Annotated in this window: 24 protein-coding genes; 17 read left to right on the forward strand and 7 right to left on the reverse strand. The window is 64.8% G+C overall.

Annotated elements, in window-relative coordinates; translation table 11 throughout:
* Positions 1-11 precede the first annotated feature (11 nt).
* Positions 12-1217, reverse strand: a complete 1206-nt coding sequence (locus ACFODV_RS08310) for a CaiB/BaiF CoA transferase family protein (protein WP_379757517.1) — start codon at positions 1215-1217, stop codon at positions 12-14.
* Positions 1218-1367: 150 nt separating this feature from the next.
* On the opposite strand from ACFODV_RS08310, the gene ACFODV_RS08315 reads away from it, so the two are divergent.
* On the forward strand, positions 1368-2270 hold the full coding sequence (locus ACFODV_RS08315; protein WP_379757520.1) for a LysR family transcriptional regulator: 903 nt from the start codon (positions 1368-1370) through the stop codon (positions 2268-2270).
* On the opposite strand, the gene ACFODV_RS08320 is transcribed toward ACFODV_RS08315, so the two are convergent.
* Positions 2242-3018 carry an SDR family NAD(P)-dependent oxidoreductase gene (locus ACFODV_RS08320; protein ID WP_379757522.1) on the reverse strand — a complete coding sequence of 259 codons (777 nt, stop codon included), beginning with the start codon at positions 3016-3018 and terminating at the stop codon, positions 2242-2244. The two genes, ACFODV_RS08315 and ACFODV_RS08320, sit on opposite strands and share 29 nt — an antisense overlap.
* 276 nt (positions 3019-3294) lie before the next feature.
* Here ACFODV_RS08320 and ACFODV_RS08325 point away from each other — a divergent pair, with 276 nt between their 5' ends.
* From ACFODV_RS08325 to ACFODV_RS08390, 14 genes are all read left to right on the forward strand, one after another.
* Complete coding sequence (locus ACFODV_RS08325; protein WP_379757525.1) at positions 3295-4269, forward strand: TRAP transporter substrate-binding protein; 975 nt, start codon at positions 3295-3297, stop codon at positions 4267-4269.
* Positions 4270-4354: 85 nt separating this feature from the next.
* Complete coding sequence (locus ACFODV_RS08330) at positions 4355-4897, forward strand: TRAP transporter small permease (RefSeq protein ID WP_379757528.1); 543 nt, start codon at positions 4355-4357, stop codon at positions 4895-4897.
* Complete coding sequence (locus ACFODV_RS08335; protein WP_379757531.1) at positions 4897-6192, forward strand: TRAP transporter large permease; 1296 nt, start codon at positions 4897-4899, stop codon at positions 6190-6192. Before ACFODV_RS08330 ends, ACFODV_RS08335 begins: the two co-directional genes overlap by 1 nt.
* Positions 6193-6267: 75 nt before the next feature.
* A complete protein-coding gene (locus ACFODV_RS08340; RefSeq protein WP_379757956.1) occupies positions 6268-7047 on the forward strand; it encodes an AraC family transcriptional regulator in 780 nt (259 codons plus the stop codon).
* Positions 7048-7193: 146 nt separating this feature from the next.
* The gene (gene dctP, locus ACFODV_RS08345) at positions 7194-8261 is read left to right on the forward strand and encodes a TRAP transporter substrate-binding protein DctP (RefSeq protein ID WP_379757534.1); all 1068 of its coding nucleotides are present in this window, start codon (positions 7194-7196) and stop codon (positions 8259-8261) included.
* 69 nt (positions 8262-8330) lie between these two features.
* Positions 8331-8876, forward strand: a complete 546-nt coding sequence (locus ACFODV_RS08350; RefSeq protein ID WP_379757537.1) for a TRAP transporter small permease — start codon at positions 8331-8333, stop codon at positions 8874-8876.
* On the forward strand, positions 8873-10150 hold the full coding sequence (locus tag ACFODV_RS08355; RefSeq protein WP_379757540.1) for a TRAP transporter large permease: 1278 nt from the start codon (positions 8873-8875) through the stop codon (positions 10148-10150). The genes ACFODV_RS08350 and ACFODV_RS08355 overlap by 4 nt, the downstream gene beginning before the upstream one ends.
* A 12-nt stretch (positions 10151-10162) precedes the next feature.
* The gene (locus ACFODV_RS08360) at positions 10163-11197 is read left to right on the forward strand and encodes a histone deacetylase family protein (protein WP_379757543.1); all 1035 of its coding nucleotides are present in this window, start codon (positions 10163-10165) and stop codon (positions 11195-11197) included.
* 52 nt (positions 11198-11249) lie between these two features.
* On the forward strand, positions 11250-11606 hold the full coding sequence (locus ACFODV_RS08365) for a RidA family protein (protein ID WP_379757546.1): 357 nt from the start codon (positions 11250-11252) through the stop codon (positions 11604-11606).
* A 1-nt stretch (position 11607) separates the two neighbouring features.
* Positions 11608-12549 carry an ornithine cyclodeaminase family protein gene (locus tag ACFODV_RS08370; protein WP_379757549.1) on the forward strand — a complete coding sequence of 314 codons (942 nt, stop codon included), beginning with the start codon at positions 11608-11610 and terminating at the stop codon, positions 12547-12549.
* 74 nt (positions 12550-12623) lie between these two features.
* Entirely contained in the window at positions 12624-13772 is a 1149-nt protein-coding gene (locus ACFODV_RS08375; protein ID WP_379757959.1) for a class II histone deacetylase, read from the forward strand.
* A complete protein-coding gene (locus tag ACFODV_RS08380) occupies positions 13769-14743 on the forward strand; it encodes a branched-chain amino acid transaminase (RefSeq protein ID WP_379757552.1) in 975 nt (324 codons plus the stop codon). The genes ACFODV_RS08375 and ACFODV_RS08380 overlap by 4 nt, the downstream gene beginning before the upstream one ends.
* A 66-nt stretch (positions 14744-14809) precedes the next feature.
* Positions 14810-15826, forward strand: a complete 1017-nt coding sequence (locus ACFODV_RS08385) for an Lnb N-terminal periplasmic domain-containing protein (RefSeq protein ID WP_379757555.1) — start codon at positions 14810-14812, stop codon at positions 15824-15826.
* 400 nt (positions 15827-16226) lie between these two features.
* Positions 16227-17576 (forward strand): Na+/H+ antiporter family protein, encoded by a 1350-nt coding sequence (locus ACFODV_RS08390; RefSeq protein ID WP_379757559.1) that lies wholly within the window; start codon positions 16227-16229, stop codon positions 17574-17576.
* Positions 17577-17604: 28 nt separating this feature from the next.
* On the opposite strand, the gene ACFODV_RS08395 is transcribed toward ACFODV_RS08390, so the two are convergent.
* The 4 genes from ACFODV_RS08395 to ACFODV_RS08410 all read right to left on the reverse strand — a co-directional run bounded on the left by ACFODV_RS08395 (position 17605) and on the right by ACFODV_RS08410 (position 21261).
* The gene (locus ACFODV_RS08395) at positions 17605-18345 is read right to left on the reverse strand and encodes an RNA methyltransferase (RefSeq protein WP_379757962.1); all 741 of its coding nucleotides are present in this window, start codon (positions 18343-18345) and stop codon (positions 17605-17607) included.
* A gap of 149 nt (positions 18346-18494) precedes the next feature.
* A complete protein-coding gene (groL, locus tag ACFODV_RS08400; RefSeq protein ID WP_379757562.1) occupies positions 18495-20141 on the reverse strand; it encodes a chaperonin GroEL in 1647 nt (548 codons plus the stop codon).
* Positions 20142-20235: 94 nt separating this feature from the next.
* Positions 20236-20529, reverse strand: coding sequence for a co-chaperone GroES (locus tag ACFODV_RS08405; protein ID WP_379757565.1), 294 nt, complete (start codon positions 20527-20529; stop codon positions 20236-20238).
* 198 nt (positions 20530-20727) lie between these two features.
* Positions 20728-21261, reverse strand: coding sequence for an FxsA family protein (locus ACFODV_RS08410; RefSeq protein WP_379757567.1), 534 nt, complete (start codon positions 21259-21261; stop codon positions 20728-20730).
* Positions 21262-21493: 232 nt separating this feature from the next.
* Here ACFODV_RS08410 and ACFODV_RS08415 point away from each other — a divergent pair, with 232 nt between their 5' ends.
* A complete protein-coding gene (locus ACFODV_RS08415; protein WP_379757569.1) occupies positions 21494-22255 on the forward strand; it encodes an SDR family oxidoreductase in 762 nt (253 codons plus the stop codon).
* 74 nt (positions 22256-22329) lie between these two features.
* On the opposite strand, the gene ACFODV_RS08420 is transcribed toward ACFODV_RS08415, so the two are convergent.
* A complete protein-coding gene (locus ACFODV_RS08420) occupies positions 22330-22611 on the reverse strand; it encodes a ComEA family DNA-binding protein (RefSeq protein WP_379757572.1) in 282 nt (93 codons plus the stop codon).
* 253 nt (positions 22612-22864) lie between these two features.
* Between ACFODV_RS08420 and pyrF the strand changes: the two genes are divergently transcribed.
* The gene (gene pyrF / locus ACFODV_RS08425) at positions 22865-23569 is read left to right on the forward strand and encodes an orotidine-5'-phosphate decarboxylase (protein ID WP_379757575.1); all 705 of its coding nucleotides are present in this window, start codon (positions 22865-22867) and stop codon (positions 23567-23569) included.
* Positions 23570-23571: the final 2 nt, after the last annotated feature.

Below are 23571 nucleotides of genomic sequence, written 5' to 3' on the forward strand. Positions count from 1 at the left end.
TCGGTCGGGGGTCAGATGATGCCGGCGCTGCGCAGCTTGGCGCGGGTCTCCGCGTCGATGCCCAGCTCGTCGAGCACCTCCTCGGTGTGGGCGCCGAGCGCCGGGCCGCCGTGGCCGAGGCGGCCCGGCGTGGCGCTGAGCTTGGGCAATACCCCGGGCACCTTCAGTGGCCGGCCGTCCGGCCGGGTGAACGACTGGATCATCTCCCGGGCAAGATAGTGGGGATCATGGGCGATGTCGGCGGCGGTGAAGGGGTAGCCGGCCGGCACCCGGGCCTCGTCCAGGACGGCGAGGATATCGTCGCGGCCGTGCTGGCAGCTCCACGCCTCGATGGCGGCGTCGATCTCTTTGGCTCGGCGGGTGCGACCGTCGTTGTGGGCCAACTCGGGATCCTCGCCCAGCTCGGGGCGGCCGATCACCGTCATCAGGCGCTTGAAGATGCTGTCGCCGTTGCCGGCGATCAGCACGTAGTCCCCGTCCCGGGTGCGGTAGGCGTTGGACGGGGTGATACCCGGCAGGGCGCTGCCGCTGGGCTCGCGGACCTGGCCGCTGGCGTCATACTCCGGGAGCAGGCTCTCCATCATGGCGAAGACCGACTCGTAGAGGGCCACGTCGATCTCCTGGCCCAGTCCGCTGCGGCGTCGTTCCTGCAGCGCCAGCAGGGTGCCGATCACCGCATAGAGCGCCGAGAGGGAATCGCCGATGCTGACGCCGACGCGGACTGAGGGCTCGCCGGGCTGGCCGGTCAGGTAACGCAGGCCGCCCATGGCTTCGCCGATGACCCCGAACCCCGGCTTGTCGCGGTAGGGCCCCGTCTGGCCGTAGCCGGAGACGCGCACCATGATCAGCCCCGGGTTGGCGGCCGACAGGGCCTCGTAGCTCAGCCCCCACTGCTCCAGGGTGCCGGGACGAAAGTTTTCCACCAGCACGTCGGCGTCGGCGGCCAACTGCCGAACCAGGTCCTGGCCTTCGCCGGTTCTCAGGTCCAGGGAGATCGAGCGCTTGTTGCGGGTCTGGACGTGCCACCACAGGGAAGTGCCGTCCTCGATCATTCGCCATTTGCGAAGGGGGTCACCGGTGCCCGGCGGTTCGACCTTGATCACGTCGGCACCGAACTCGCCCAGCAGCTTGGTGGCGAAAGGGCCAGCGATCAGCTGACCCAGCTCGATCACCTTGAGCCCGGCAAGCGGCAGCTGGCGTGTTTCCGGGGTCGTCATGGGGAGACTCCTTGTGCGGTTATCGACGTATCATGGGGTATGGGCCCTGGGTGCGCCATTAGGCAATCGACAAGCTTGGCTTCGTGGATAACGAACCTGCGGGTATAGTGCGTCGATGCCGATTCTCCGATCTCTGCTCGCGAGGGACCCATGCGCCGTTTCGACTTCCTGACCCTCAAGCTGTTCGTCTCCGTGGCCGACGAGGGGCGCCTCACGGCGGCGGCCGAGCGCGAGCACCTGGCGCTGGCGGCGGTCAGCAAGCGGATAAGCGATCTCGAGGCGCTGGTCGGCACGCCGCTGCTTTACCGTCGCTCCCGGGGTGTGCAGCTCACGCCGGCCGGCCAGGCGTTCCTTCACCATGCGCGCCTTATTCTTGAGAACGTCGAGCGCCTTCATGCGGAACTCAGCGAATATGGCGAAGGGATCCGTGGCCATGTGCGTATTCACTCCAATACGTCCGCGATCATCGCCTTTCTGCCCCAGGACCTGAGCGCCTTCACGCGCGACTATCCACAGATCAAGCTGGACCTGCAGGAGCGTGTCAGCGGCGAGGTGATCGGGGCGGTGCGTGACGGGCTGGCCGACCTGGGTATCTTCGCCGGCCACGTGCCCGCCGAGGACCTCCAGGTGATGCCCTATCGCAGCGACCGCCTGGTGCTGGTGACGCCCCGCGACCATCCCCTGGCGGGACGTGAATCCCTATCCCTGCACGAGGCTGCGGAATTCGACTTCGTCGGCCTGCAGCAGGACGCTTCGCTGCAGTCGCTGCTTCACGACCAGGCCAGCCGCGTTGGCAGGACGCTGCGCATGCGCATCCAGGTGCGCAGCTTCGATGCCATCTGCCGGATGATCCACCACGGCATGGGCGTCGGGGTGCTGCCGCAGCGGACCATCTATCGAGACCTGCGCGACCTGGCACTGTGCAGCATTCCGCTGGCCGATGAGTGGGCCCGGCGTGAGCTGGTGATCGGTATGCGTCGCTACGAGACGCTACCAGTGACGGCCCGCCATCTCGTCGACCATCTCATTCGTCCCCGTCGCGAAGCACCGTGAAGGGCGACCACTGCTGGCAGAGCGGAGCGACCTCGAGCCGCGTGATATTGACGTGGGGCGGCAGCTCGGCGATGTGCAGGGCCTGTTCGGCCACGTCCCGTGGCTGCAGGGGCCGGGCGCCGCGGTAATAGTCACCGACCACCGAGGCATCGCCCTTCATGCGGACCAGAGTGAATTCGCTCTCCGTCATGCCCGGGGCCAGGTCGGTGACGCGCACGCCTTCGGCACTGATATCGCAGCGCAGGTTATAGCTGAACTGCTCGACAAAGGCCTTGGTGGCACCGTAAACGTGGCCGCCGGGATAGGGGGTGTGGCCGGCGATGGAGCCGATATTGATCACCGTGGCCCCCGCGCCGGACTCGATCAGCCGAGGCAGGAGCAGGCGAGTCACATTGACCAGCCCGGTAATATTGGTATCGATCATGCGGTGCCAGTCGGCAAGGTCGGAGGCCTGGGCTGGCCCCTTGCCCAGGGCCAGGCCGGCGCTGTTGATCAGCACCCTGACGGCGGCGAAGGGGGGCGGCAGGGCGTCGATGATGCGGGCCACGGCGTCATGGTCGGTGACATCAAGCTCGGCCACATGCACCGACACCCGCTCGCCCAGGGACTGACGCAAGGTCTCGAGCCGCTCGCGGCGGCGCCCGATGAGCACCAGCGACCAGCCGGCCTCGGCGAAGCGATGGGCACAGGCCTCCCCGATGCCCGAGGTGGCGCCGGTAATAAAGGCGACGGGGCTGGTTTCGTGCATGGTGAAACCTCCAGACGGTGGACGGATAACGTCGGATGTGTCCTTGAATGAGAGCCTTGGGGCGATGAGCGGGCATATCCCCCTTTGGTCGCATGGTTTACCTTCCAGGCCGACACCCCGCGCCATATCGCGCTATCGTCTGGCATCGTCATTGACGAAGCCTGCCTTCTTCAACCTCGATTTGAGCAATGTCGGGGCTTGTTCCAAGATCAGATTGCCGGAGCCGCTTGTCGAGTGGCGGCCCCCCATAACGATAATTCCGCCGGAGAACGTCACATGCGCAAGACGCTACTTGCCACTTTCGCCAGCCTGGGCCTGGCCGCGGCCGCCCCCTTTGCCCTGGCCAGCACCATCGAGATCCAGGTCAACAACACCATGAGCGACGGCGGCTCCGAAAGCGCCGCCGTCGAGCGCTTCGCCGAGTACCTCGAGGAGCAGGCGCCTGGCCGCTTCAACGTTCGCCCCTTCCTGGCCGGTTCATTGGGCGGCGAGAACGCGGTACTGGAACTGCTCAACCTGGGCCAGACCCAACTCTCCATCACCGGCGGCAACTGGCGCCAGCAGTACGCGCCCGAGTATGACGCCATCACCGTGCCCTTCGTCTTCTCCACCTGGGACGAAGTAGACGCCTACATGGAGAGTCCTTCCGGTCAGACGCTGGTGGAGATCGCCGAGGAGAAGGGCGGTATCAAGTACTTCGGCACCCAGCACCGTGGTCCCCGCCACATGACCGCCAACAAGGCAATCCACTCGCCCGAGGACCTGCAGGGCTTCCGTCTGCGCCTGCCCTCGCTGCCCGTGTGGCTCCAGGTGTGGGAAGAGATCGGCGCCCAGGTGGTCAACGTGCCGGCGCCGGAAATCTACCTGGCGATGCAGACCGGCCAGGTCGATGGTCACGAGAACTCTCTCTCCTCGCCCTATACCCGCCGGCTGTGGGAAGTTCAGGACCATATCATCATGACCAGTCACGTGATGTTCCCGTGGAACTGGGTGGCCAGCAAGCGCTGGTGGGAAGGTCTTGAAGCCGATGACCAGGCGCTGATTGCCGACGCCATCGAAGTGGCCCGCCTGCACGGCACCGAGCGCGAGCGCGAGCTTGACGAGTTCTACCTCGAGGAGCTTCAGAAAGAGGGCATGACCATCATCGAACCGGATGTGGCGGCCTTCCGCGAGGCGGCCCGGCCGGCTATCGAACAGGTGCTTTCCGAGATGGCCGAGGGCGTGATGGACGATGCCCTGGGCGGCGAATGATTGCATGGCCCTTAGTGGCTGATACACCTACCTCGGCGGTGCCCAATGGGCGCCGCCGAGCCGTGAAGGACGAGAGGATGTTCCCGTGAGGCAAGAGAGTGCGATACCCCTGAGTGCCGTCGACCGGCTGGCCTGTCGTCTGCTCAGGGCGGTGACACTGGTCTGCGACCTGCTGGGGGTGCTGCTGCTGGCTGGCGTGCTGCTGTTGATCGTGGCGGCGGTGGTGGCCCGCGACCTGCTGAACCTGGGCATGCCGTGGACCGAGGAGGTGGCCACGCTGCTGGCGATCTACGCGGTGGGCCTGGGGTCGCTCTCGGCCTGGGTGCGCGGCGAGCACCTGATGGTGGATCTGTTCAGCCACCGCCTGCCACCGCTGGCGCTGGCACTGCAGTACCGGCTCACGGCGATCCTCTCCTGCGGCTTCTTTGCCCTGGCGGCTTGGGGGGCCTGGGTCATGTCCGAGATGAGCGCCAACAACAATACGGTGTCGCTGGGCATCAGCTTCAGCTATCTCTACTACGGCATCTTCGTCGGCTTCGCCGGCATGACGCTGCTCTCGGCCTGGCAGGCGCTACGGGGCCGGGTGGCCTGGCAGGCGGTCGGCGGCAGCGGCGGGGAGGCACCCTGATGCTGGAACTCGCAATCTTCGTCGGTGGGCTTTTGTTGCTGATGATCATCGGCCTGCCGGTGGTGGTGGCCATCGGCATCACCTCCTTTATCGCCCTGGCAGTCACCGGCAGCGGTGGCTTGCCGGTGGAGCTGATGTCGCTGCGCATGGTGCAGACGCTCAACAATTTCACGCTGCTGGCGATTCCGCTATTCATCCTTGCCGCCAACATCATGAACACCGGCTCGACCACCACCCGCATCTTCGACTTCGCCACGGCCCTGGTGGGCTTCACCCGGGGTGGGCTGGGGCATGCCAACGTGGTGGCGAGCTCCATCTTCGCGACCATGTCCGGCACCGCCGTGGCCGATGCCGCCGGCCTCGGCAGCATCGAGATCAAGGCGATGAAGGAGCGCGGCTACGATCTGGGCTACTCGGCTGGCATTACCGCGGCATCCAGCGTGATCGGTCCGATTCTGCCGCCCAGCATCGCCCTGGTGGTCTATGGCTGGTTGGCCAATGTCAGCATCGGCGCGCTGTTCATGGCCGGGATCGTCCCCGGGCTGCTGATGGCGCTGCTGCTCATGGGCATGACCGTGGTATTGGGCGCAGGCGGACATGTCGTCATGCCAGCTCCCGTGCCCTTCGACGGGCGCGAGGTGCTGCGCACGGGGCGACGCGCGGTGCTTCCGTTGATGATGCCGGCGATCATCGTCGGCGGTATCTGGACGGGCTTCTTCACGCCCACCGAGGCTGGCGCGGTCGCCTCGCTCTACGCCATTGTGCTGGGCGGGCTGATCTATCGCGACCTGAGCCTCAAGGCGCTTTACCTTTCCTTCCGCCGCACCCTGATGTTCAGCGTGGCGATCCTGCTGATCATCGCGGTGTCGAGCTTCTACGGCTGGATCCTGGTGCGCATCGGCATTCCCCAGGCGCTGGCCGGAGAGGTGGCGGGCATCGACATGCCTACCGTCTTCCTGCTGCTGGCTTTTGCGCTGTTCTTCCTGCTGATCGGCTGCTTCATGTCGGTGGTGGAGAGCATCCTGATCTTTACGCCTATCGTGGTCCCCGCGGCCATGGCCGCGGGCCTGGATCCGATCCACTTCGGTATCGTCATGGTGATTACCCTGTCGGTGGGCGTCATTACGCCCCCCTTCGGCAACGTGCTGTTCCTGATGGTGGGCATCACCAGAATGCGCTACGGGCAGGTCGTGATGGCGGTTCTGCCATTTCTGCTGCCGATCCTGGCCACCATCCTGATCCTGATCGCCGTGCCGCCGGTGGCGACCTGGCTGCCTGACCTGCTTGGCTACTGAGGCGCGGATCCCTTGTCTTCACGAGGGGGTAGGGCCATGGTAGAGGGCCATGGCCATCGTCACGACACCCCGCTCATGCCCCATCTCGACCTGAGAGCCACTACCCTCGACCGCGAACACGTGGACCATGCCCACGACTTTCACCAGCTGATCCTGGCCACCTGCGGGGTCACCGAGCTGGCGGTAAACGGGGAGGGCGAGCGTATCACCGCCAGCCGTGGCTGCCTGATTCCTTCCAGCCACCGCCATGACTACCTGGGGGATGGACGCAATCGCACTCTGGTCCTGGATATTCCCGGCGGCAGCCTGGCCGCGCTGCGCGATGGAGAGCGCATCGAACGCCTCTTCGAGCGGCCACGCTTCTTCAGCGTACCGCCACAGCTCCGTCAGCTGGCGGACAGTTTGATGCAGCAGCTCGAGCAGTGTCCGGGGCTGCACAGCGAGATCGCCGCGCTGCTGCTGCGTGCCATTCATCTCCATCTGGAGAGCGAGCCGCTGGCCGGGGATGGTGGCTTTCCCCTGGCTCGGCGCCCCTGCGAACGTCTCGACCTGGTTCGGCTCGAGGCCTGGGTGGATCGCCATCTGGCCGATGATATCCGCGTCGAGCATCTGGCCGCACTTTGCGCGCTGAGCGTGGGGCACTTTCACAACCGCTTCCGCGAGATGACCGGCATCACGCCCCAGGCTTACGTGCAGCAGCGCCGGCTTCGCCACGCCAAAACTCTGGTCTGCCATAGCGACCTTAGCCTGGGTCATGTGGCTTCGCTGGTCGGTTTCCGTGATCAGGGCAGCTTCTCGCGGGCCTATCGGCGGCACTTCGACACTACGCCCTCGGCGGATCGCTGTGCTCCCTGACCTCTCTTCGCAGTTCGGGGCAAAGGCTCCGTAGATGCGGGCAAGCAGTTTCGCCTCGTTCGTCCTAGGCTCTGTGGCAGGGCGGTGCTTGAAGCGCCGTCGTGTCACCGATCCATGCAACGAACAAATCACAAGAGGCATGCATCATGCGCAAGAGAACTCTGACCGGCCTGTTTGCCCTGGCGTCACTCCCTTTGGCCATGGCGGCCGCCCAGGCCCAGGCCAATGAGATGGCCATCGCCACCATCCTTCCCGAGAACATGAGCAACAACGAGGTGTATCCGGCACTGGTGCACTTCAAGAATCTGGTGGAGACCCGCACCGACGGCGAGGTCACGGTGTCGATCTTCGGCAACAGCCAGTTGGGCTCCGAGGTGGAGACCGCGCGGGAGGTTCAAGGTGGCCGCACTCTGCAGTCCACCATCATTACCACCGGCGCCATGTCGTCCTACTACCCCGATTATCAGATGATGACCGCTCCCTTCATCTTCGATAATTGGCGCCAGGCCTGGGCCTTCTTCGACGGCGAGTGGTTTGCCGACTTCATGTCCGGCACCATCGATCAGACCGACATGCGCTACCTGGGCACCTTCGACGATGGTGGCGGCTTTGTGGCCTTCACCAACAACGAGCGTCTGATCCAGACCGTCGAGGATCTCGAGGGGCTCAATATCCGCACCGAGGAGAACCCGGGACACGTGGCCATCATGCGCGCGCTGGGGGCGTCGGCGACCCCGCTGCCCTGGGGCGAGGTGATCACCGCCCTGGAGACCGGCCTGGCCGATGGCCAGTTCAACGCTCCGGTCCTCAATACCACTTTCAATTTCAATGAAGTGACCGACTACACCACCCTGACCGGCCACGTATACAACAGTGCGGCCTGGCTGGTGAGTGAAGAGTGGTTCCAGGGCCTCACCGAGTCCCAGCAGGAGGCGATCGTCACCTCGGCCCGCGAGGCCATCGCCATCGGCCACGGCATGTCCGGGGCGCTCGCCACCGCCAGCTGGGAGGAGTCCTGCGCGACCTTCGAGGCGTGCTATATCATGCCTCCGGAAGAGCGTACCCGCATGGCGGACATCGCGACGCCGGCCTGGCGCGACTGGATCGTCAACGATTTCGGTCTCGACGGCGACCGCGTGGATGCCTTCCTCGACGAGGTCGAGCGGGTTCGCGTCGAGGTGGCCGAGTCCGACGTCGCCACCTACGGACGCTGATCACAGAGGATTTCATCGTCTTGCGCCCGGGCCATCATTCGGCCGGGCGCTCCTGCCTGAGGTGACGCCATGACCTTCCTGCAGCCCCTGCGGCGCCTGAGCGATATCGTCAATCAGGCGGCGATACTCGTCTGTGTGGCCTGCGTCCTGACCATGCTGGGTATCTCCTTTACGGCCTTCGTGTACAAGCTGGCCACCGGCAACACCCTGAGCTGGACCTACTCCCTGGCGCGGCTTTTCCTCCCCTGGATCGGTTTCCTCTCCATGACCATCTCGCTGCGCTATGGCGAGCATGTGGCCATGACCCTGCTGGTCAGGAGCCTGCCGCGGGTGCTGACCGTGGTAGCGGCCACCCTCTGCATGCTGGTCATCGGCCTGTTCGGTGGGCTACTGCTCTGGTACGGCTGGGGCTACTTCGAAGGCACCCGCCAGGTCTATATGGTCTCTGATCAGATCCAGATATCCGGAAAATTCACCGCCATCGTGGTGCCGGTCAGCGGGGCCATCATCCTGCTGCACCTGGTGCAGGGCTTCGACCTGCTAGAACATTTCATCGATGACGATACCGTGATCGATGAGCTTATCGAGACAGCCGACGTGGAGAAACGCCCATGACGCCCGCGATCATTGCCTTTGTCGTGCTCCTTCTGATCGGGGCCCCGGTCGCCGTGGTCATGGCCCTGTCGGGTCTGGCCGGCGGCTTCGCCATGGGCGGTGAGCGCATGCTTGGCATCATCGCCGACCGCATGTTCGCCGGCGTCTCGGGCTTTCTGCTGATTGCCGTGCCCTACTTTATCTTCACGGCCGAGCTGATGAACCAGGGCGGCTTGACCCATAAACTGATCGCCTTCAACAACGCTCTGTTCGGGCGAGTGCGCGGGGCGCTCTCCCACGTCAATATCTCGGTATCGGTGTTCTTCGCCGGCCTGACCGGGGCGGCCATCACCGACACCGTGGCGATCGGGAAGATCATGATCCCAGAGATGAAGAAGCAGGGGTACGACGCCGAGTACGCCGCGGCCATCACCGCCTGCTCGTCGATCATCGGACCGATCATCCCGCCGAGCGTGGTGATGGTGGTCTATGCGACCCTGCTGCGCGACATCTCGGTGATCGACCTCTTCGCCGGCGGTATCATTCCCGGTCTATTGATGGCTCTGGCGCTGCTCGCGGTGAGTTTCTTCCTGGCCTGGAAGCGTAACTATCCCAAGCAGGCGCCTACCCCACTCAAGGTGGCGGCCGTGTCGTTTCTGGTGGCGCTGCCCGCCATGATCGTGCCGCTGATCATCCTGGGCGGCATTCTCTCGGGGCTGACGACCATTACCGAGGCGTCGGGGTTTGCCGCCGTCTATGCCATTGTCATCGGGGTTGTTTTCTACCGCACCCTCACCTGGCGCAAGATCTGGCATGCGCTGTTGGTGACCGTGCGCTTCTCGGGCGTAGTGTTCTTCCTGCTGGCGACTTCGGCGGTGCTGGGCTGGTTCGTCACCCGCTCCGGCATCGCCCGGGATGCGGCGGGACTGATCACCACCTTCAGCGACTCGACCTTCCTGCAGCTGCTGCTGGTCTGCGCCCTGCTGATCCTGGTCGGTACGGTCATGGACGTGCTGCCGGCGCTGGTGGTGGTGGCGCCGGTGCTGGTGCCAGCCATGATCCAGCTGGGGGTGGACCCGTTGCACTTTGCCATCCTGATGATCGTGGTGCTGAATATTTCCAATGTGACGCCACCGGTGGGCATGACCTTGATGACGGCCGCGAGGATCGCCGACGTGCCCTTCGAACGGGCGATCATTGCGTCGCTGCCGTTCTATGTGGCCTTCATCGTGGTGATCCTGCTGCTGGTCACCTTTCCATCGCTTTCCACCTGGATCCCCTCGCTGCTGGGCTAAGGAACCCCCCTAATGAAGCTCTTCTACCATCCCGAGCAGGAACGCCACGCGCCACCGACCTTTCTGCTGCGTGGCCGGCCGGTGGATTCTCCGGAAGGGCCGCTGCGGGCCGAGCTGCTCTCCCGCGGCCTGGCCGATATCGGGCTGTCGTTGACTGCCCCCACAGAGCCCGACAGCCCGCGGCTGCGAGAACGCCTGTCGAGGATCCACTCGGCTCGCTATCTGGACTTCCTCGAGACCATCCACGCGCGCTGGCGGGCCCTGCCCGATGCCGCTGCCATGGTAGCGCCCAACGTGCATCCCTGTGGCGGGGGGCACCACTATCCCCGCCATCCTGTGGGGCTGGTGGGCTGGCACATGCACGACATGGCCTGTCCGATGACCGCCGACAGCTTTACCGGTATCCTGGCCAGCGCGGCCACGGCGGAAGCGGCCGCCGACGCGGTGCTGGCCGGAGAACGCCATGCCTATGCGCTGTGCCGACCGCCGGGCCACCATGCCGGGCCGGAGCGAGCGGGGGGCTTCTGCTTTCTCAACAACTCGGGTCTGGCCGCCACGGTGCTGCGTGAGCACCATGCCCGGGTAGCGATCCTCGACGTGGACCTGCACCACGGCAACGGCACCCAGGACCTTTTCTATGATCGCGGCGATGTCTGGACCGGTTCGCTCCACGTTGATCCCGCGGACTTCTATCCCTTTTTCTGGGGGGGCGCCGACGAGCAGGGCGAGGGCGACGGGCTGGGCGCCAACGTCAACCTGCCGCTGCCGCTGGGTAGCAACGGAGCGGCCTTTCTCGAGACCCTGGATCGTCTGATCGAGCGCATGGAGGCCTTCCGGCCCGATGCCCTGGTGGTGGCCCTGGGCCTGGATGCCCACCGCGATGACCCGCTGGCCGGCATGGCCCTGGAGACCGACGACTTCGCCGCGATCGGGCGTCGTCTGGCCGCCATCGACCTGCCCACGGTGCTGATCCAGGAGGGGGGCTACCCCACCGAACACCTGAGCAACAACCTGGCCGCCTTCATGGGCGGCTACACCGCTGCCTGAGGGCAGCCCTTCATCGGTGCCGTATCGGCACCCGACCAACGAGAGACATGCCATGACCGTTACCCATCACGACAGCAATGCCCGCATGAGCCAGATTGCCATCCACAACGGTACCGTTTACCTGGCGGGGCAGGTGCCCGGTGACGCCAGTGCCGACATGCGCGGACAGACCGAGCAGGTGCTGGCCCGCATCGATGAGCTGCTGGCCAAGGCGGGGTCTTCCAAGGAGCACCTGATCGCCGCCCAGATCTGGGTCACCAGTATGGCTGAATTCGACCAGATGAACGCCGCCTGGGACGCCTGGGTAACGCCGGGTCGGCCGCCGGTGCGTGCCGCCATCGAGGCAAAGCTGGCCAAGCCGGAATGGAAGGTCGAGATCATGGTCACCGCGGCGCTTCCGGAGGCCTGATATGCGCATGATCACGGCGGAGCAAGTCGCGGCCTCCCTGCCTTGGCAGGCCCTGGTCGAGCGACTCGCGATCACCTTTCGCGAGGGGGTCGAGTCGCCGCCGCGCCATCACCACGCCATGCATCGGCCCGACGGCGAGGCGACCATGCTGCTGATGCCGGCCTGGGAGCGCGATGGTTATATCGGTGTAAAGATGGTCAACGTCTTCCCGCAGAACGCCGAGCATGGCCTTCCCGCCATTGCCGGCGTCTACCTGCTGAGTGAGGGGGCCCATGGGCGCCCTCTGGCCTGCATTGACGGCAGCGAATTGACCCGCCGGCGCACCGCGGCGGCCTCGGCCCTGGCGGCCCGCGAGCTGGCCCGGGAGGACGCCGAGAGCCTGCTGGTGGTAGGGACCGGCAAGCTGGCGCCCATGGTGATCGAGGCCCATGCGGCGGTGCGACCCATCCGCCGCGTGCGCATCTGGGGGCGTAGCCTCGAGAAGGCCGAGGCTCTGGCCGCCGAGTACGCCGACCGCTTCGACACGGCGGCGGTCACCGATCTGGAGGCCGCCAGCCGCGAGGCGGACCTGATCAGCTGCGTGACCCTCTCCACCGCGCCGTTGATTCGCGGTGCCTGGCTCACTCCCGGTACCCACCTCGATCTGATCGGGGCCTTTCGTCCCTCCATGCGTGAGACTGATGCCGAGTGTCTTGTCCGCAGCGAGGTGTATGTGGACACCCATGCCGGGGCAAGGGGCGAGGCGGGCGATCTGCTCCAGGCCGTCGATGAGGGTGCCTTCGGCTTTGACGAGGTGCGCGGTGAGCTGGCCGAGCTGCTCAAGGGCGAGGTGCCCGGGCGTTCGTCGGACGACGCGATTACCCTGTTCAAGTCGGTGGGGGCATCGCTGGAGGACCTGGCGGCCGCCATCGAGGTGTGGGAGCAGTTGGAGTCGCATGGATGAGCGCAGCCCCTGATGGCGCTTCGGCCGCCGGGGCGCCAGTTGGCTCTCTGGCGACCGGCATCTCGGCTACCGGCATCCCGGCGACCGGCTTCTTCTGGCATGAGCGCTGCTTCTGGCATGACCCGGGGGCCATTGGCGTCTTCTCGTCGCCCGGCGAGTTTCTGCAGCCGCAGCCTGCCTCGGAGAGTCCCGAGAGTAAACGTCGGCTGAAGAACCTGCTGGAGGTCTCGGGGTTGATCGACGAACTGGCGGTGCGTAAGCCTCCGCCGGCCGCTCGGGAGGACCTCGAGCGTTTTCATACGGCTCGCTATCTGGACACCCTTGAGGCGGGGGACCGCGCCGGGGGCGGTGACGGCGGCGACTGCGCCCCGTATTCGTCGGGCAGCCTGGCCGCCGCGTGCCAGTCCACGGGGCTGGCCATCGCCGCCGTGGAGGCGGTGGCCAGCGGCGAGCTGTCGCGCGCCTATGCGCTGTGTCGTCCGCCGGGCCACCACGCCGAGTCGGACCGAGGTCGGGGCTTCTGCCTGCTGGGCAATATCCCGGTGGCGGTGCTGCGGGCCCGGGCGAGGGGGCTGGTGGGGCGCGTGGCGATCCTCGACTGGGACGTGCATCACGGCAACGGTCACCAGACAGCCTTTTATATGAACCCCGAGGTGTTCACGGTCTCCCTCCATCAGGCGGGGAACTATCCGCTGGAGACCGGAGGCTTCGAGGAGCAGGGAGAAGGGCCCGGCTTTGGGTACAACCTCAACCTGCCGCTGCCGCCGGGCTGCGGCCTGGGCGCCTATGACCACGCCATGACCGAGCTGGTGCTGCCGGCCATCGAGGCCTTCGACCCCGAGCTGATCGTGGTGGCCTGCGGCTATGACGCCTGCGCCAAGGACCCGCTGGGCAAGATGATGCTCAACAGCAACGCCTTTGCCCGCATGACGGCCCAGGTCATGGCACTGGCCGAGCGCGTCTGCAAAGGGCGGCTGGTAATGGTCCACGAGGGCGGATATTCGGAAGGCTACGTGCCGCTATGCGGGCACGCGGTGATCCAGGTTCTAGCCGGCAGCGATATTCGGGTACCGGACCCTCAGAATGACGAGATCGCCGCCTGGGCCTACCAGTCCCTGCAGTTCCACCAGCGTGAGATCATCGATCGCTGGTGCGAGGCCTGGGCCGCCGCCGGCCGGCTCTCCCCGCCAAGCAACGCTTCAACAAGGAACTCCCGACCATGACACCTCTCGACGATCGTGACGGCTGGATCTGGATGGACGGCGAGTGGCTGCCGTGGCGTGAGGCCCGGGTCCATGTGCTGACCCACACCCTGCATTACGGCATGGGTTGCTTCGAGGGCGTTCGCGCCTATGCGGGTCACCACGGCAGCCACCTGTTTCGGGTGGCCGAGCACACCCGGCGGCTGGCCGACAGCGCCTATGCTCTGGACATGCCGCTGCCCTTCGACGAGGCGGCAATCATTGCGGCCCAGCGTGAGTGCCTGGCCCGCAACGACCTGACCAACGCCTACCTCAAGCCCACAGTGTTCTTCGGCTCGGAGGGCCTGGGGCTGCGGGCCAAAGGACTCTCCGTCCACGTGATGATTGCCGCCTGGGACCTGGGCAACTACATCTCCGCCGACGCGGCGTCCATCGGCCTGCGCGCGATGACGTCTTCCTGGGCGCGCCACCATGTGAACATCAGCCTGTGTCGAGCCAAGACCAACGGCCACTATGTCAACGCCATGCTGGCCCTCAACACGGCGGTAAAGGCGGGCTTCGACGAGACGATCATGCTCGACCCTGAGGGCTATCTGGCCGAGGCCTCGGCGGCCAACGTCTTTCTGCTGCGCGATGGTGTGCTGCATACCCCGGAGGTGACCTCCTGCCTGCAGGGCATTACCCGCGACAGCGTGATCCGCCTGGCGCGCGAGGTGCTCGGCGTCGAGGTGAGGGAGCGGCGTATCACCCGCGACGAGCTCTACACCGCCGACGAGGCCTTCTTGACCGGTACCGCTGCCGAGATTCTGCCGCTGCGCGAGCTGGACGGCCGTCACATCGGTGGCCGGGCGGGCGCGCCGCCGCCGGGACACCCCATCGAGGTCAACTCCCTGACCGCACGGCTTCAGCGACTTTATCGCCGAGTGGCATGTGGAGAACTCGACGGTGAGCTCCAGGCGTTCCGCGGCTGGTTGACGCCGGTGGGGGGCTGACGCGGCGTTGAAGGTCTGCGTCTCCGGCCGTGCTAGGCTGCGGCGATTCGGCCGGGAAGGGACGCCATGATCGATTCGCTGTTCGCGGGTACGCTGTTGACGTCACTCCTGCTGGCCACTTTGTGGGGCTCGCTGGCCCTGGGCCATCGGCTGCCGGTGACGCTCGGGATACGGTGGCTCGCGGTGATGGTCTGGCTGGGGACCGGGGGACTCTGGTGTCTGCTGGTCTGGCAGGGTGCGAGGCTGGCGCCCCTGGTCGGCATGGCGATACAGATGGCGGCGCTGCTGGCCTGGTGGCGGCAGCTGAAGCCCGCGCGGAACCTCGACTGGGCCGATGATGTGGCACATCTGGCCACCGGTAAGGTCGAAGGGCACCGCCTGATCATGCACCATATCCGGCATTTCGACTGGCAGACTCGAGAGCAGGCGCAAAGGACCTGGGAACGGCGGGAGTATGATCTCCGCGCGCTCAAGAGCGTGGATCTTTTCGTCTCCGGCTGGGGGCGTCCCGGTATCGCCCACGTGCTGCTATCGTTCGGTTTCGCCGATGCGTCCGGCGACATCGATGACTTTCTGGCCTTCTCGGTGGAGGTTCGTCGCGAGCGTCACGAGAAGTTCTCCGAGATCGGTGGCTTTTTCAAGCAGTATGAGCTGGCGATCATCGCCACCGACGAGCGGGATGCCGTGCGGTTGCGCAGCAATATACGGGGCGAGGCGGTGACCCTCTATCGGGTGCTGCTGAATGAGGCCGACCGGCTAGACTTGCTGCTGGCACTGGTGGAGGAGGCCAACAGCCTCGAGGTGACACCACGCTACTATCACACCGTTACCGCGAACTGCACGACCCTGGTGTTCGCCATGATGCGGCGCATCATCGAAGAATTGCCGATGGACCATCGGCTGCTGCTCAGCGGTTTGTTGCCCGGCTACGTCCACGATCACGGCGGTCTGGTGCCGGGCTTTCCCTTGAGTGAGCTGAAGCGCCGCGGAGATATCACCGAGCGTGCCCGCCAGGCCCAGGATGCCCCGGACTTTTCCCGGCGCATCCGCAAGGACGTGCCGGGATGGTCTGAGTCATCCTGAGACGCGCCGTTAACGAAAACGCCACGACGAAATCGTCGTGGCGATGTTCCAATCCTCCCTGGGCATCGTCCCGATGCCTGGCCCCGCTGCCCTGATACCGGAACCTCCCTCGGGTACGCCCTGTACCCTCGCGTCCCTGGCGCCGCTCGGCAGTGTCCCTTGCCTTGCCCCTCTCCGGGCCATGTTGTTATCGCAGTCGACGATGAACGCGGCGGGGCAGAGCCGTGACAGTTCCATGACAGTGGCGCCCTGCCCATGGGGGGGCGATGCCATGGCTTGGGCATGATGGCGCGCCGAGGGGACGATTCTGCGGACACGGGCGTTCGGCTGGCGGGCATGACTCTGGTAGAATCCGCCGGCTTTTGCGCTTAACCCCTTTGTCTTCCTCGGAGCTTTCGACATGAACGCAGTGATTATTGCGGTGCTGGTGATGGTGGGGCTCTCCCTGGCGCGGGTCTCGGTGGTCTTCGCGCTGATCGTCGGCGCTCTGGTGGGCGGCCTGGTCGGCGGGCTCTCCATCGAGGAGTCCCTGTCCGCCTTCAACGAAGGCGTCGGCGGCGGCGCCCAGGTCGCGCTGGCCTATGCCACCTTGGGGGCCTTTGCCGTGGCGATCTCGCGCTCGGGCCTGCCGGATCTGCTCGCGAGTCGGCTGATCGGCCTGCTCGGCCAGGAGGCCACCGCGGCGCGCCAGGCCAGGGTCAAGGTGCTGTTGCTCACTGCGGTGCTGCTGGTGTCCATCTCTTCACAGAACCTGATCCCGGTGCATATCGCCTTTATCCCGATCCTGATTCCGCCGCTGCTCAAGGTGATGAATCAGCTGCGTCTCGATCGCAGGGGGGTGGCCTGCGCCCTGACCTTTGGGCTGACCGCTCCCTACATGCTGCTGCCGGTGGGCTTCGGGGCGATCTTCCTCAACGACATTCTGCTGGCCAACATCAACCGCGCCGGGGAGGCGATGGGGCTCGAGATCACCCGTGGCATGGTGCCTCTGGCCATGGCGGTGCCGGTTGGCGGAATGGCGCTGGGCCTCGCGGTGGCGCTGCTGGTCAGCTATCGCAAGCCGCGGGAGTACCAGGCGCTGGATGTGGCCACCACTAACGTGCCGCACCATCATCCGGAGATTCATGAGCCGCATACCCTGGGTCTGGTCATGTCGGGGGTGGCCATCGTGGCGGCGCTGGGCATTCAGCTGTTTACCGGCTCCATGGTGCTGGGCGGTCTGGTGGGCTTTGCACTGCTCTCGGTGGGTGGCATTTTCAAGTGGCGCGAGGCGGATGATCTTTTTACCAGCGGCATGCGCATGATGGCGCTGATCGGCTTCATCATGATTTCTGCTTCCGGCTTCGCGGCGGTGATGAACGCCACCGGCGAGATCGACAGCCTGGTGCAGTCGAGCTTTGCCATCATCGGCGACAACCGAGGTCTGGCGGCACTGATCATGCTGCTGGTGGGGCTCTTCATCACCTTGGGCATCGGCTCGTCGTTTTCCACTATCCCGATCATTGCCGCAATCTTCGTGCCGCTGGCGGTGCAGTTCGGCTTTTCGCCGCTGGCTACCGTGGTTCTGGTGGGCACGGCGGCGGCGCTGGGAGATGCCGGCTCGCCGGCCTCGGATTCGACCCTCGGCCCTACCTCAGGGCTCAACGTTGACCGCCAGCACGACCATATCTGGGACAGCGTGGTGCCCACCTTCCTGCACTACAATATTCCGCTGATCGCCTTCGGCTGGGCGGCGGCAATGTTGTTTTAAGCTCGGCGGCCCCTATGGCCGGCATTGTCTACCTTTCGCCCTCGGGCAGATAACTCTCCAGAGAGGCGAGCAGACCCCGCAGCAGCGATAGCTCCTTTCTCGACGGTTGGGCGCGAGCGAACAGCGTCTGCAGCTGGCTTGCGGTGTGGGCATGGGGCTGGGTGAGGAAGCCGCTGACCTGCATGACCCGCTCCAGGTGGTCATGAAAATGGTTAAGCTGCTCGCGGGTGGGCGGGCGTTGTTCGGCGGGCAGGGTAGGCCGGTAGTCGCTATGCGGGCGACGGCGCCATGCCGTAAACACTTCGTAGGCGAGCACCTGCACCGCCTGGGAGAGGTTGAGGATGCCGTAGTCGGGATTGGCGGGGATGCTTACCTGATGGCTGCACAGGCGGATCTCGTCGTTGGTGAGCCCGAAGCGCTCCCGGCCAAACACCAGAGCCACCGGGTCCGAGGCGGCGTGTTCGACCAGTTTGCGAGCCATCGCGTCGGGCTCGTCGAAGTGGGGCAGCGGCAGGCTGCGCAGCCGTGCGCTTGCGCCGACCACTTGCACGCAGTCGGCCACCGCCTCGGCAAGCGAGCCCACCACCCGGGCGCGCTCCACCAGATCCTCGGCCCCGGCGGCAAGCCGCATGGCCTCAGGGTCGGGAAACCGACGCGGGTTGACCAGCACCAGGTCGGTAAGGCCCATGGTCTTCATGGCCCGTGCCGAGGCACCGATATTGCCGGGATGGTAGGTTTGGACGAGGACGATGCGGATGTTCGAGAGCATGGGGAGCGACGGCCGGATAGAGAGATGCAACATGTTACAGAAGCCATGGCCCTGCGCCGAGGGCACAACAAAAAACCCCGCCGGTTTTCACCGACGGGGTCTGTCTCAGGCCTTGCCTGGAAGGGCAGAGCCTGGGGCAGGGGGCGTGATTACATCATGCCGCCCATGCCACCCATACCACCCATGCCGCCCATGTCGCCGCCGCCGGCTTCCTTCTCGTCCGGATCGTCGGCGATCATGCATTCGGTGGTGATCATCAGGCCAGCAATGGAGCCGGCGGACTGCAGCGCGCTGCGGGTCACCTTGGCCGGATCCAGCACGCCCATTTCGAACATGTCGCCGAATTCGCCGGTCTGGGCGTTGTAGCCGTAGTTGCCTTCGCCAGCCTTCACCTGGTTCAGGATAACGGAGCCTTCCTGACCGGCGTTGATGACGATCTGGCGCAGCGGGGCTTCCATGGCGCGCAGGGCAATGGCGATGCCGTGGGTCTGGTCCTCGTTGTCGCCCTTGAGGTCCTTGATCTTGGTCAGCACGCGCACCAGGGCGGTACCGCCGCCAGGCACGACGCCTTCCTCGACCGCGGCGCGGGTAGAGTGAAGGGCGTCCTCGACGCGGGCCTTCTTCTCCTTCATCTCGACTTCGGTGGCAGCACCGACGCGGATGACGGCCACACCGCCGGCGAGCTTGGCGACCCGCTCCTGGAGCTTCTCGCGATCGTAATCGGAGGAGGTATCCTCGATCTGGGTGCGGATCTGGCCAACGCGAGCCTCGATGTCGCCTTCTTCACCGGCGCCATCAATGATCGTGGTGTTCTCCTTGGACATGGTCACACGCTTGGCGGTGCCCAGATGATCCAGGTTGGCCTGTTCGAGAGTCAGACCAACTTCTTCGGAGATCACGGTGCCGTTGGTGAGGATGGCAATATCCTGCAGCATGGCCTTGCGACGGTCGCCGAAGCCCGGTGCCTTGGCCGCTGCGACTTTAACGATACCGCGCATGGTGTTGACCACCAGGGTCGCCAGCGCTTCGCCTTCGATGTCCTCGGCGATGATGGCCAGCGGCTTGCCCGCCTTGGCCACGGCTTCCAGCACCGGCAGCAGCTCGCGAATGTTGGAGATCTTCTTGTCGACCATCAGGATGTACGGGTCTTCCAGCTCGACCTGCATGGTGTCCTGGTTGGTCACGAAGTAGGGCGAGAGGTAACCGCGATCGAACTGCATGCCTTCGACGACTTCCAGCTCGTCTTCGAAGCCGCGGCCTTCGTCGACGGTGATGACGCCTTCCTTGCCGACCTTCTCCATCGCCTCGGCGATGATCTCGCCGATGCGCTTGTCACCGTTGGCGGAGATGGTACCGACCTGGGCAATGGCCTTGGTATCGGTGCAGGGCACGGAGAGCGTTTCGATCTCCTTGACCGCGGCGATCACGGCCTGGTCGATGCCGCGCTTAAGGTCCATCGGGTTCATGCCCGCGATGACGCCCTTGAGGCCCTCATTGACGATGCACTGAGCCAGTACGGTGGCAGTGGTGGTGCCATCACCGGCCACGTCGGAAGTCTTGGAAGCGACTTCCTTTACCATCTGTGCGCCCATGTTCTCGAAGCGATCCTTGAGCTCGATCTCCTTGGCCACGGAGACGCCGTCCTTGGTGACGGTCGGTGAGCCGAAGGATTTTTCCAGCACCACGTTGCGACCCTTCGGGCCCAGAGTGGCCTTCACGGCGTTGGCCAGGACGTCTACACCACGTGCCATGCGCTTGCGGGCATCATCGGAGAACTTGACTTGTTTCGCTGCCATTTTCGAAATCTTCCTGTTGTTACTTTAACGTCAGATAGTTAAACGTCAGATACTTGAACGTCGGATATTGAGCAGTGCCCTGAACGGATGGGCGTTAGCCCTCAACCACGGCCAGGATGTCGGACTCGCTCATGATCAGCACTTCTTCGCCATCAATCTTCTGCTTCTCGACGCCGAATCCATCCTTGAAGATCACGGTGTCGCCGACTTTCACATCCAGGGGACGGACGTCGCCGTTCTCGAGAATTCGGCCTTTGCCGGCGGCAAGCACTTCACCCCGAGTCGGTTTTTCCTGGGCGCTGCCCGGAAGCACGATGCCGCCAGCGGTTTTCTGTTCTTCTTCAACGCGACGGATGATGACGCGATCGTGCAAGGGACGGATGTTCATTGCTCACGTTCTCCTGAGGGTTTGTATGGCCGGGAATCCCCGGCGGTTCTAGTCATCGCCTCGCAGTGCAAGCCTGCGAGGGGGAGGCGTTCGACGCCTTCCGTGTCAATGGCGCGGCAACCGCGCCGAAGCCTGCTGCTGTCCGTTAAATGGGGCTCACAAGAGGGCTTTCAAGTGCCGTGAAGCATTTTTTTTGATTCAGCGCCGCTTGTCCTCGTGGGAGATGAACTCTCCTTCCAGGGGGCCGTCCTGATTGTCGCCGTGGGGCGATGAGGCACCCTGGGAATCACCCTGCCAACCAGGTTCCGAAGCCCGCTGCCAATCGGCATCAGGGCCTCGGCGAGGACGGTCACCAAGCCCCACGTCCACATGGATGCCCTGGGCACGCAAGCCCAGCTTGGCGATCAGCTTGCCCAGCAGGCGGCGCGCATCAGGAATCAGGCACATGAAACCCAAGGCATCGGAGACGAACCCCGGCGCCATCAGCAGGGCGCCGCCGAAGATCAAGGCGGCACCGGTGAGCAGTTCGCCCGAAGGTACTTCGCCACGCTCCATGCGTTCCCGGGCACGGGCAAAGGTGGCAGCGCCTTCGCGTCGGATCAGATGCAGTCCGATGAAACCGGTGGCCAGCACCATCAGCACGGTGGCGAGCAGTCCGATGTGGCTGCCCACTGAGAAGAGGATGACGAAGTCGAGCAGGGCGAAGAGGGTAAAGGCAAGCAGAAAAGGCATGGGGACTCCGCAGTATCAGTTCAACCGGAAGTGGGGGCTACCAAGCGGAAATCAAGCGTTGATGGACAGCGCTTACTTCAATGGGGTGGGGGTGTCACGGGATTGTCATATGATTAGCGCTATGGTGCACTGCACAAATTCTGCTACTGTAGGTGTACTCAACAAAAGCGATGTCCAGGGCTGTGACGGATTCTCGGACTTGGGTCGCTCCATATCCCCAGGAGGATTAAACATGAAACTGGATACTTCCGTGATTGCGATTACCGGTGGCGCACGCGGCCTCGGTCTGGCAATGGCTCAGCTGCTCGGCAGCCGCGGCGCCCGTTTGGCGCTGCTGGACACCGACGCTGCCACCCTGGATGACGCCGTTACTCAGCTGCATCAGGCGGGCATCGAGGCCCGCGGTTTCGTGACCAACGTGGCCGACGAAGCATCGGTCAAGCAAGCCTTTCGAGATATCGCCGACTCTCTCGGCCCGGTGAACGGGCTTGTTAACAACGCCGGTATCCTGCGCGATGCCCTGCTGGTCAAGGCGAAGGAGGGTAAGGTCGATAAGGTGATGTCGCTGGAGAACTGGCAGGCGGTCGTCGACGTCAATCTAACCGGCGTTTTCCTTTGCGGTCGCGAGGCGGCCAGCCAGATGATCGAGGCTGGCAATGAGGGGGTGATTGTCAATATCTCCAGCATCTCCCGAGCCGGCAACATGGGCCAAAGCAACTACGCGGCTTGCAAGGCCGGCGTGGTAGCGCTGACAACGACCTGGGCGAAGGAGCTGGCACGCTACGGTATTCGTACCGGCTGTGTGGCTCCGGGCTTCATCGAGACCGACATGACCGCTTCCATGCGTCAGGACATGCTGGACAAGCTGACGTCCGGTATTCCGCTGCGTCGCCTGGGCCAGCCGGAAAATATCGCCCAGAGCGTTGCCTTCATCATGGAGAACGCCTATTTCACCGGGCGGGTTATCGAGTGCGACGGTGGCCTGCGCCTCTAAGCCAGTCTCCACCGAGCGATACTGCGGAGCGGCCGTCGGGGAAACCCCGGCGGCCGCTCTGGTTTCGGGACGGTTCAGAAGCTGACCTGATCTTCCAGATTGGCCACGGTACCGGGTCCGATGCCGCTGACCCGGGTCAGGTCCTCGGCGCTTTCGAAGTTGCCGTTGGCCTCGCGATCCTCGATGATGGCGGCGGCTTTGGCCGGGCCGATGCCCGGCAGTTCGGCGAGCAGTTCCGCATCGGCGGTATTGACGTTGATCGGCGCCACCTCCTGCGCCACGGCACTCAGCGGTGCCAGGCCCAGAAGAAGGGCGAATAGCGCACCGACCAATGCGTTGTGTGTCACTCCCTTCATCGTCGTGTCCTCTTTTTGTTGATTTTGTCATGGAGACTGTCCCGGGGGACACTCTTCAAGCTAGCGGTTGCCGGTGAACTGCAGTGTGGGAAAACGCCGCCGGCCGACATCAGTGAGGACGTACGAGTCAGTGTAGTGAAATGCCTACAGGACTGTCGTTCTGGCGGACGTATGCGTCGCCGATGTCGTACGCGACTCGTCGGCTCGGGCTGATATAATCTTGAGCATTCATCCCTTGCCTGGAGCCCGGCCCGTGCCTACCGATTCGCCTCTGATCATCGCCCTCGACTATGCCTCCCTGGATGCGGCACTGTGCATGGCCGATAGCCTGGATCCCGCGCGCTGCCGTCTCAAGGTGGGCAAGGAGCTGTTCACCCGCAGCGGCCCGGACGTGGTGGATGCGCTTCATGGCCGCGGCTTCGAAGTGTTCCTGGATCTCAAGTTCCACGACATTCCCAATACCGTGGCCGGTGCCGTGCAGGCGGCAGCCGAGCAGGGCGTATGGATGGTCAACGTTCATGCCGGTGGCGGGCGTCGCATGATGGAGGCGGCGAAAGAGCGATTACAGCACCACGGCCTATCCACTCACCTGATTGCGGTGACGGTGCTGACCAGCATGGAGGCCGAGGATCTGGCGGAAGTGGGCGTCAACGTCACACCGGCAGAACAGGTGGAGCGCTTGGCCTTGCTGGCCAGTCGGAGCGGGATGGATGGGGTGGTCTGCTCGGCTCGTGAGTCGGCGCGGCTGCGTGAACTTTGCGGCGAGGGGTTCCTCAAGGTGACGCCGGGCATTCGGCCGAGCTTTGCTATCGCTGGCGATCAGCGAAGGGTGATGACGCCGCGTGATGCTCTGAACGCAGGCAGTACCCATCTGGTGGTGGGGCGCCCGGTGACCCAGGCCAAGGACCCCATGGAGGCACTGACGGCCATCGAGCTAGAGCTGGCAGAGGGGTTGTGAGG

This window comes from Halomonas tibetensis (genome assembly GCF_042643535.1).
Taxonomy (GTDB): domain Bacteria; phylum Pseudomonadota; class Gammaproteobacteria; order Pseudomonadales; family Halomonadaceae; genus Halomonas; species Halomonas tibetensis.

Excerpts from the sequence above, each read along its gene's own strand:
- ACFODV_RS08310 (WP_379757517.1), bottom strand. The coding sequence starts at position 1,217 with ATGACGACCCCGGAAACACGCCAGCTGCCGCTTGCCGGGCTCAAGGTG.
- ACFODV_RS08315 (WP_379757520.1), top strand. The coding sequence starts at position 1,368 with ATGCGCCGTTTCGACTTCCTGACCCTCAAGCTGTTCGTCTCCGTGGCC.
- ACFODV_RS08320 (WP_379757522.1), bottom strand. The coding sequence starts at position 3,018 with ATGCACGAAACCAGCCCCGTCGCCTTTATTACCGGCGCCACCTCGGGC.
- ACFODV_RS08325 (WP_379757525.1), top strand. The coding sequence starts at position 3,295 with ATGCGCAAGACGCTACTTGCCACTTTCGCCAGCCTGGGCCTGGCCGCG.
- ACFODV_RS08335 (WP_379757531.1), top strand. The coding sequence starts at position 4,897 with ATGCTGGAACTCGCAATCTTCGTCGGTGGGCTTTTGTTGCTGATGATC.
- ACFODV_RS08340 (WP_379757956.1), top strand. The coding sequence starts at position 6,268 with ATGCCCCATCTCGACCTGAGAGCCACTACCCTCGACCGCGAACACGTG.
- dctP (WP_379757534.1), top strand. The coding sequence starts at position 7,194 with ATGCGCAAGAGAACTCTGACCGGCCTGTTTGCCCTGGCGTCACTCCCT.
- ACFODV_RS08350 (WP_379757537.1), top strand. The coding sequence starts at position 8,331 with ATGACCTTCCTGCAGCCCCTGCGGCGCCTGAGCGATATCGTCAATCAG.
- ACFODV_RS08355 (WP_379757540.1), top strand. The coding sequence starts at position 8,873 with ATGACGCCCGCGATCATTGCCTTTGTCGTGCTCCTTCTGATCGGGGCC.
- ACFODV_RS08360 (WP_379757543.1), top strand. The coding sequence starts at position 10,163 with ATGAAGCTCTTCTACCATCCCGAGCAGGAACGCCACGCGCCACCGACC.
- ACFODV_RS08365 (WP_379757546.1), top strand. The coding sequence starts at position 11,250 with ATGACCGTTACCCATCACGACAGCAATGCCCGCATGAGCCAGATTGCC.
- ACFODV_RS08370 (WP_379757549.1), top strand. The coding sequence starts at position 11,608 with ATGCGCATGATCACGGCGGAGCAAGTCGCGGCCTCCCTGCCTTGGCAG.
- ACFODV_RS08380 (WP_379757552.1), top strand. The coding sequence starts at position 13,769 with ATGACACCTCTCGACGATCGTGACGGCTGGATCTGGATGGACGGCGAG.
- ACFODV_RS08385 (WP_379757555.1), top strand. The coding sequence starts at position 14,810 with ATGATCGATTCGCTGTTCGCGGGTACGCTGTTGACGTCACTCCTGCTG.
- ACFODV_RS08390 (WP_379757559.1), top strand. The coding sequence starts at position 16,227 with ATGAACGCAGTGATTATTGCGGTGCTGGTGATGGTGGGGCTCTCCCTG.
- ACFODV_RS08395 (WP_379757962.1), bottom strand. The coding sequence starts at position 18,345 with ATGCTCTCGAACATCCGCATCGTCCTCGTCCAAACCTACCATCCCGGC.
- groL (WP_379757562.1), bottom strand. The coding sequence starts at position 20,141 with ATGGCAGCGAAACAAGTCAAGTTCTCCGATGATGCCCGCAAGCGCATG.
- ACFODV_RS08405 (WP_379757565.1), bottom strand. The coding sequence starts at position 20,529 with ATGAACATCCGTCCCTTGCACGATCGCGTCATCATCCGTCGCGTTGAA.
- ACFODV_RS08410 (WP_379757567.1), bottom strand. The coding sequence starts at position 21,261 with ATGCCTTTTCTGCTTGCCTTTACCCTCTTCGCCCTGCTCGACTTCGTC.
- ACFODV_RS08415 (WP_379757569.1), top strand. The coding sequence starts at position 21,494 with ATGAAACTGGATACTTCCGTGATTGCGATTACCGGTGGCGCACGCGGC.
- ACFODV_RS08420 (WP_379757572.1), bottom strand. The coding sequence starts at position 22,611 with ATGAAGGGAGTGACACACAACGCATTGGTCGGTGCGCTATTCGCCCTT.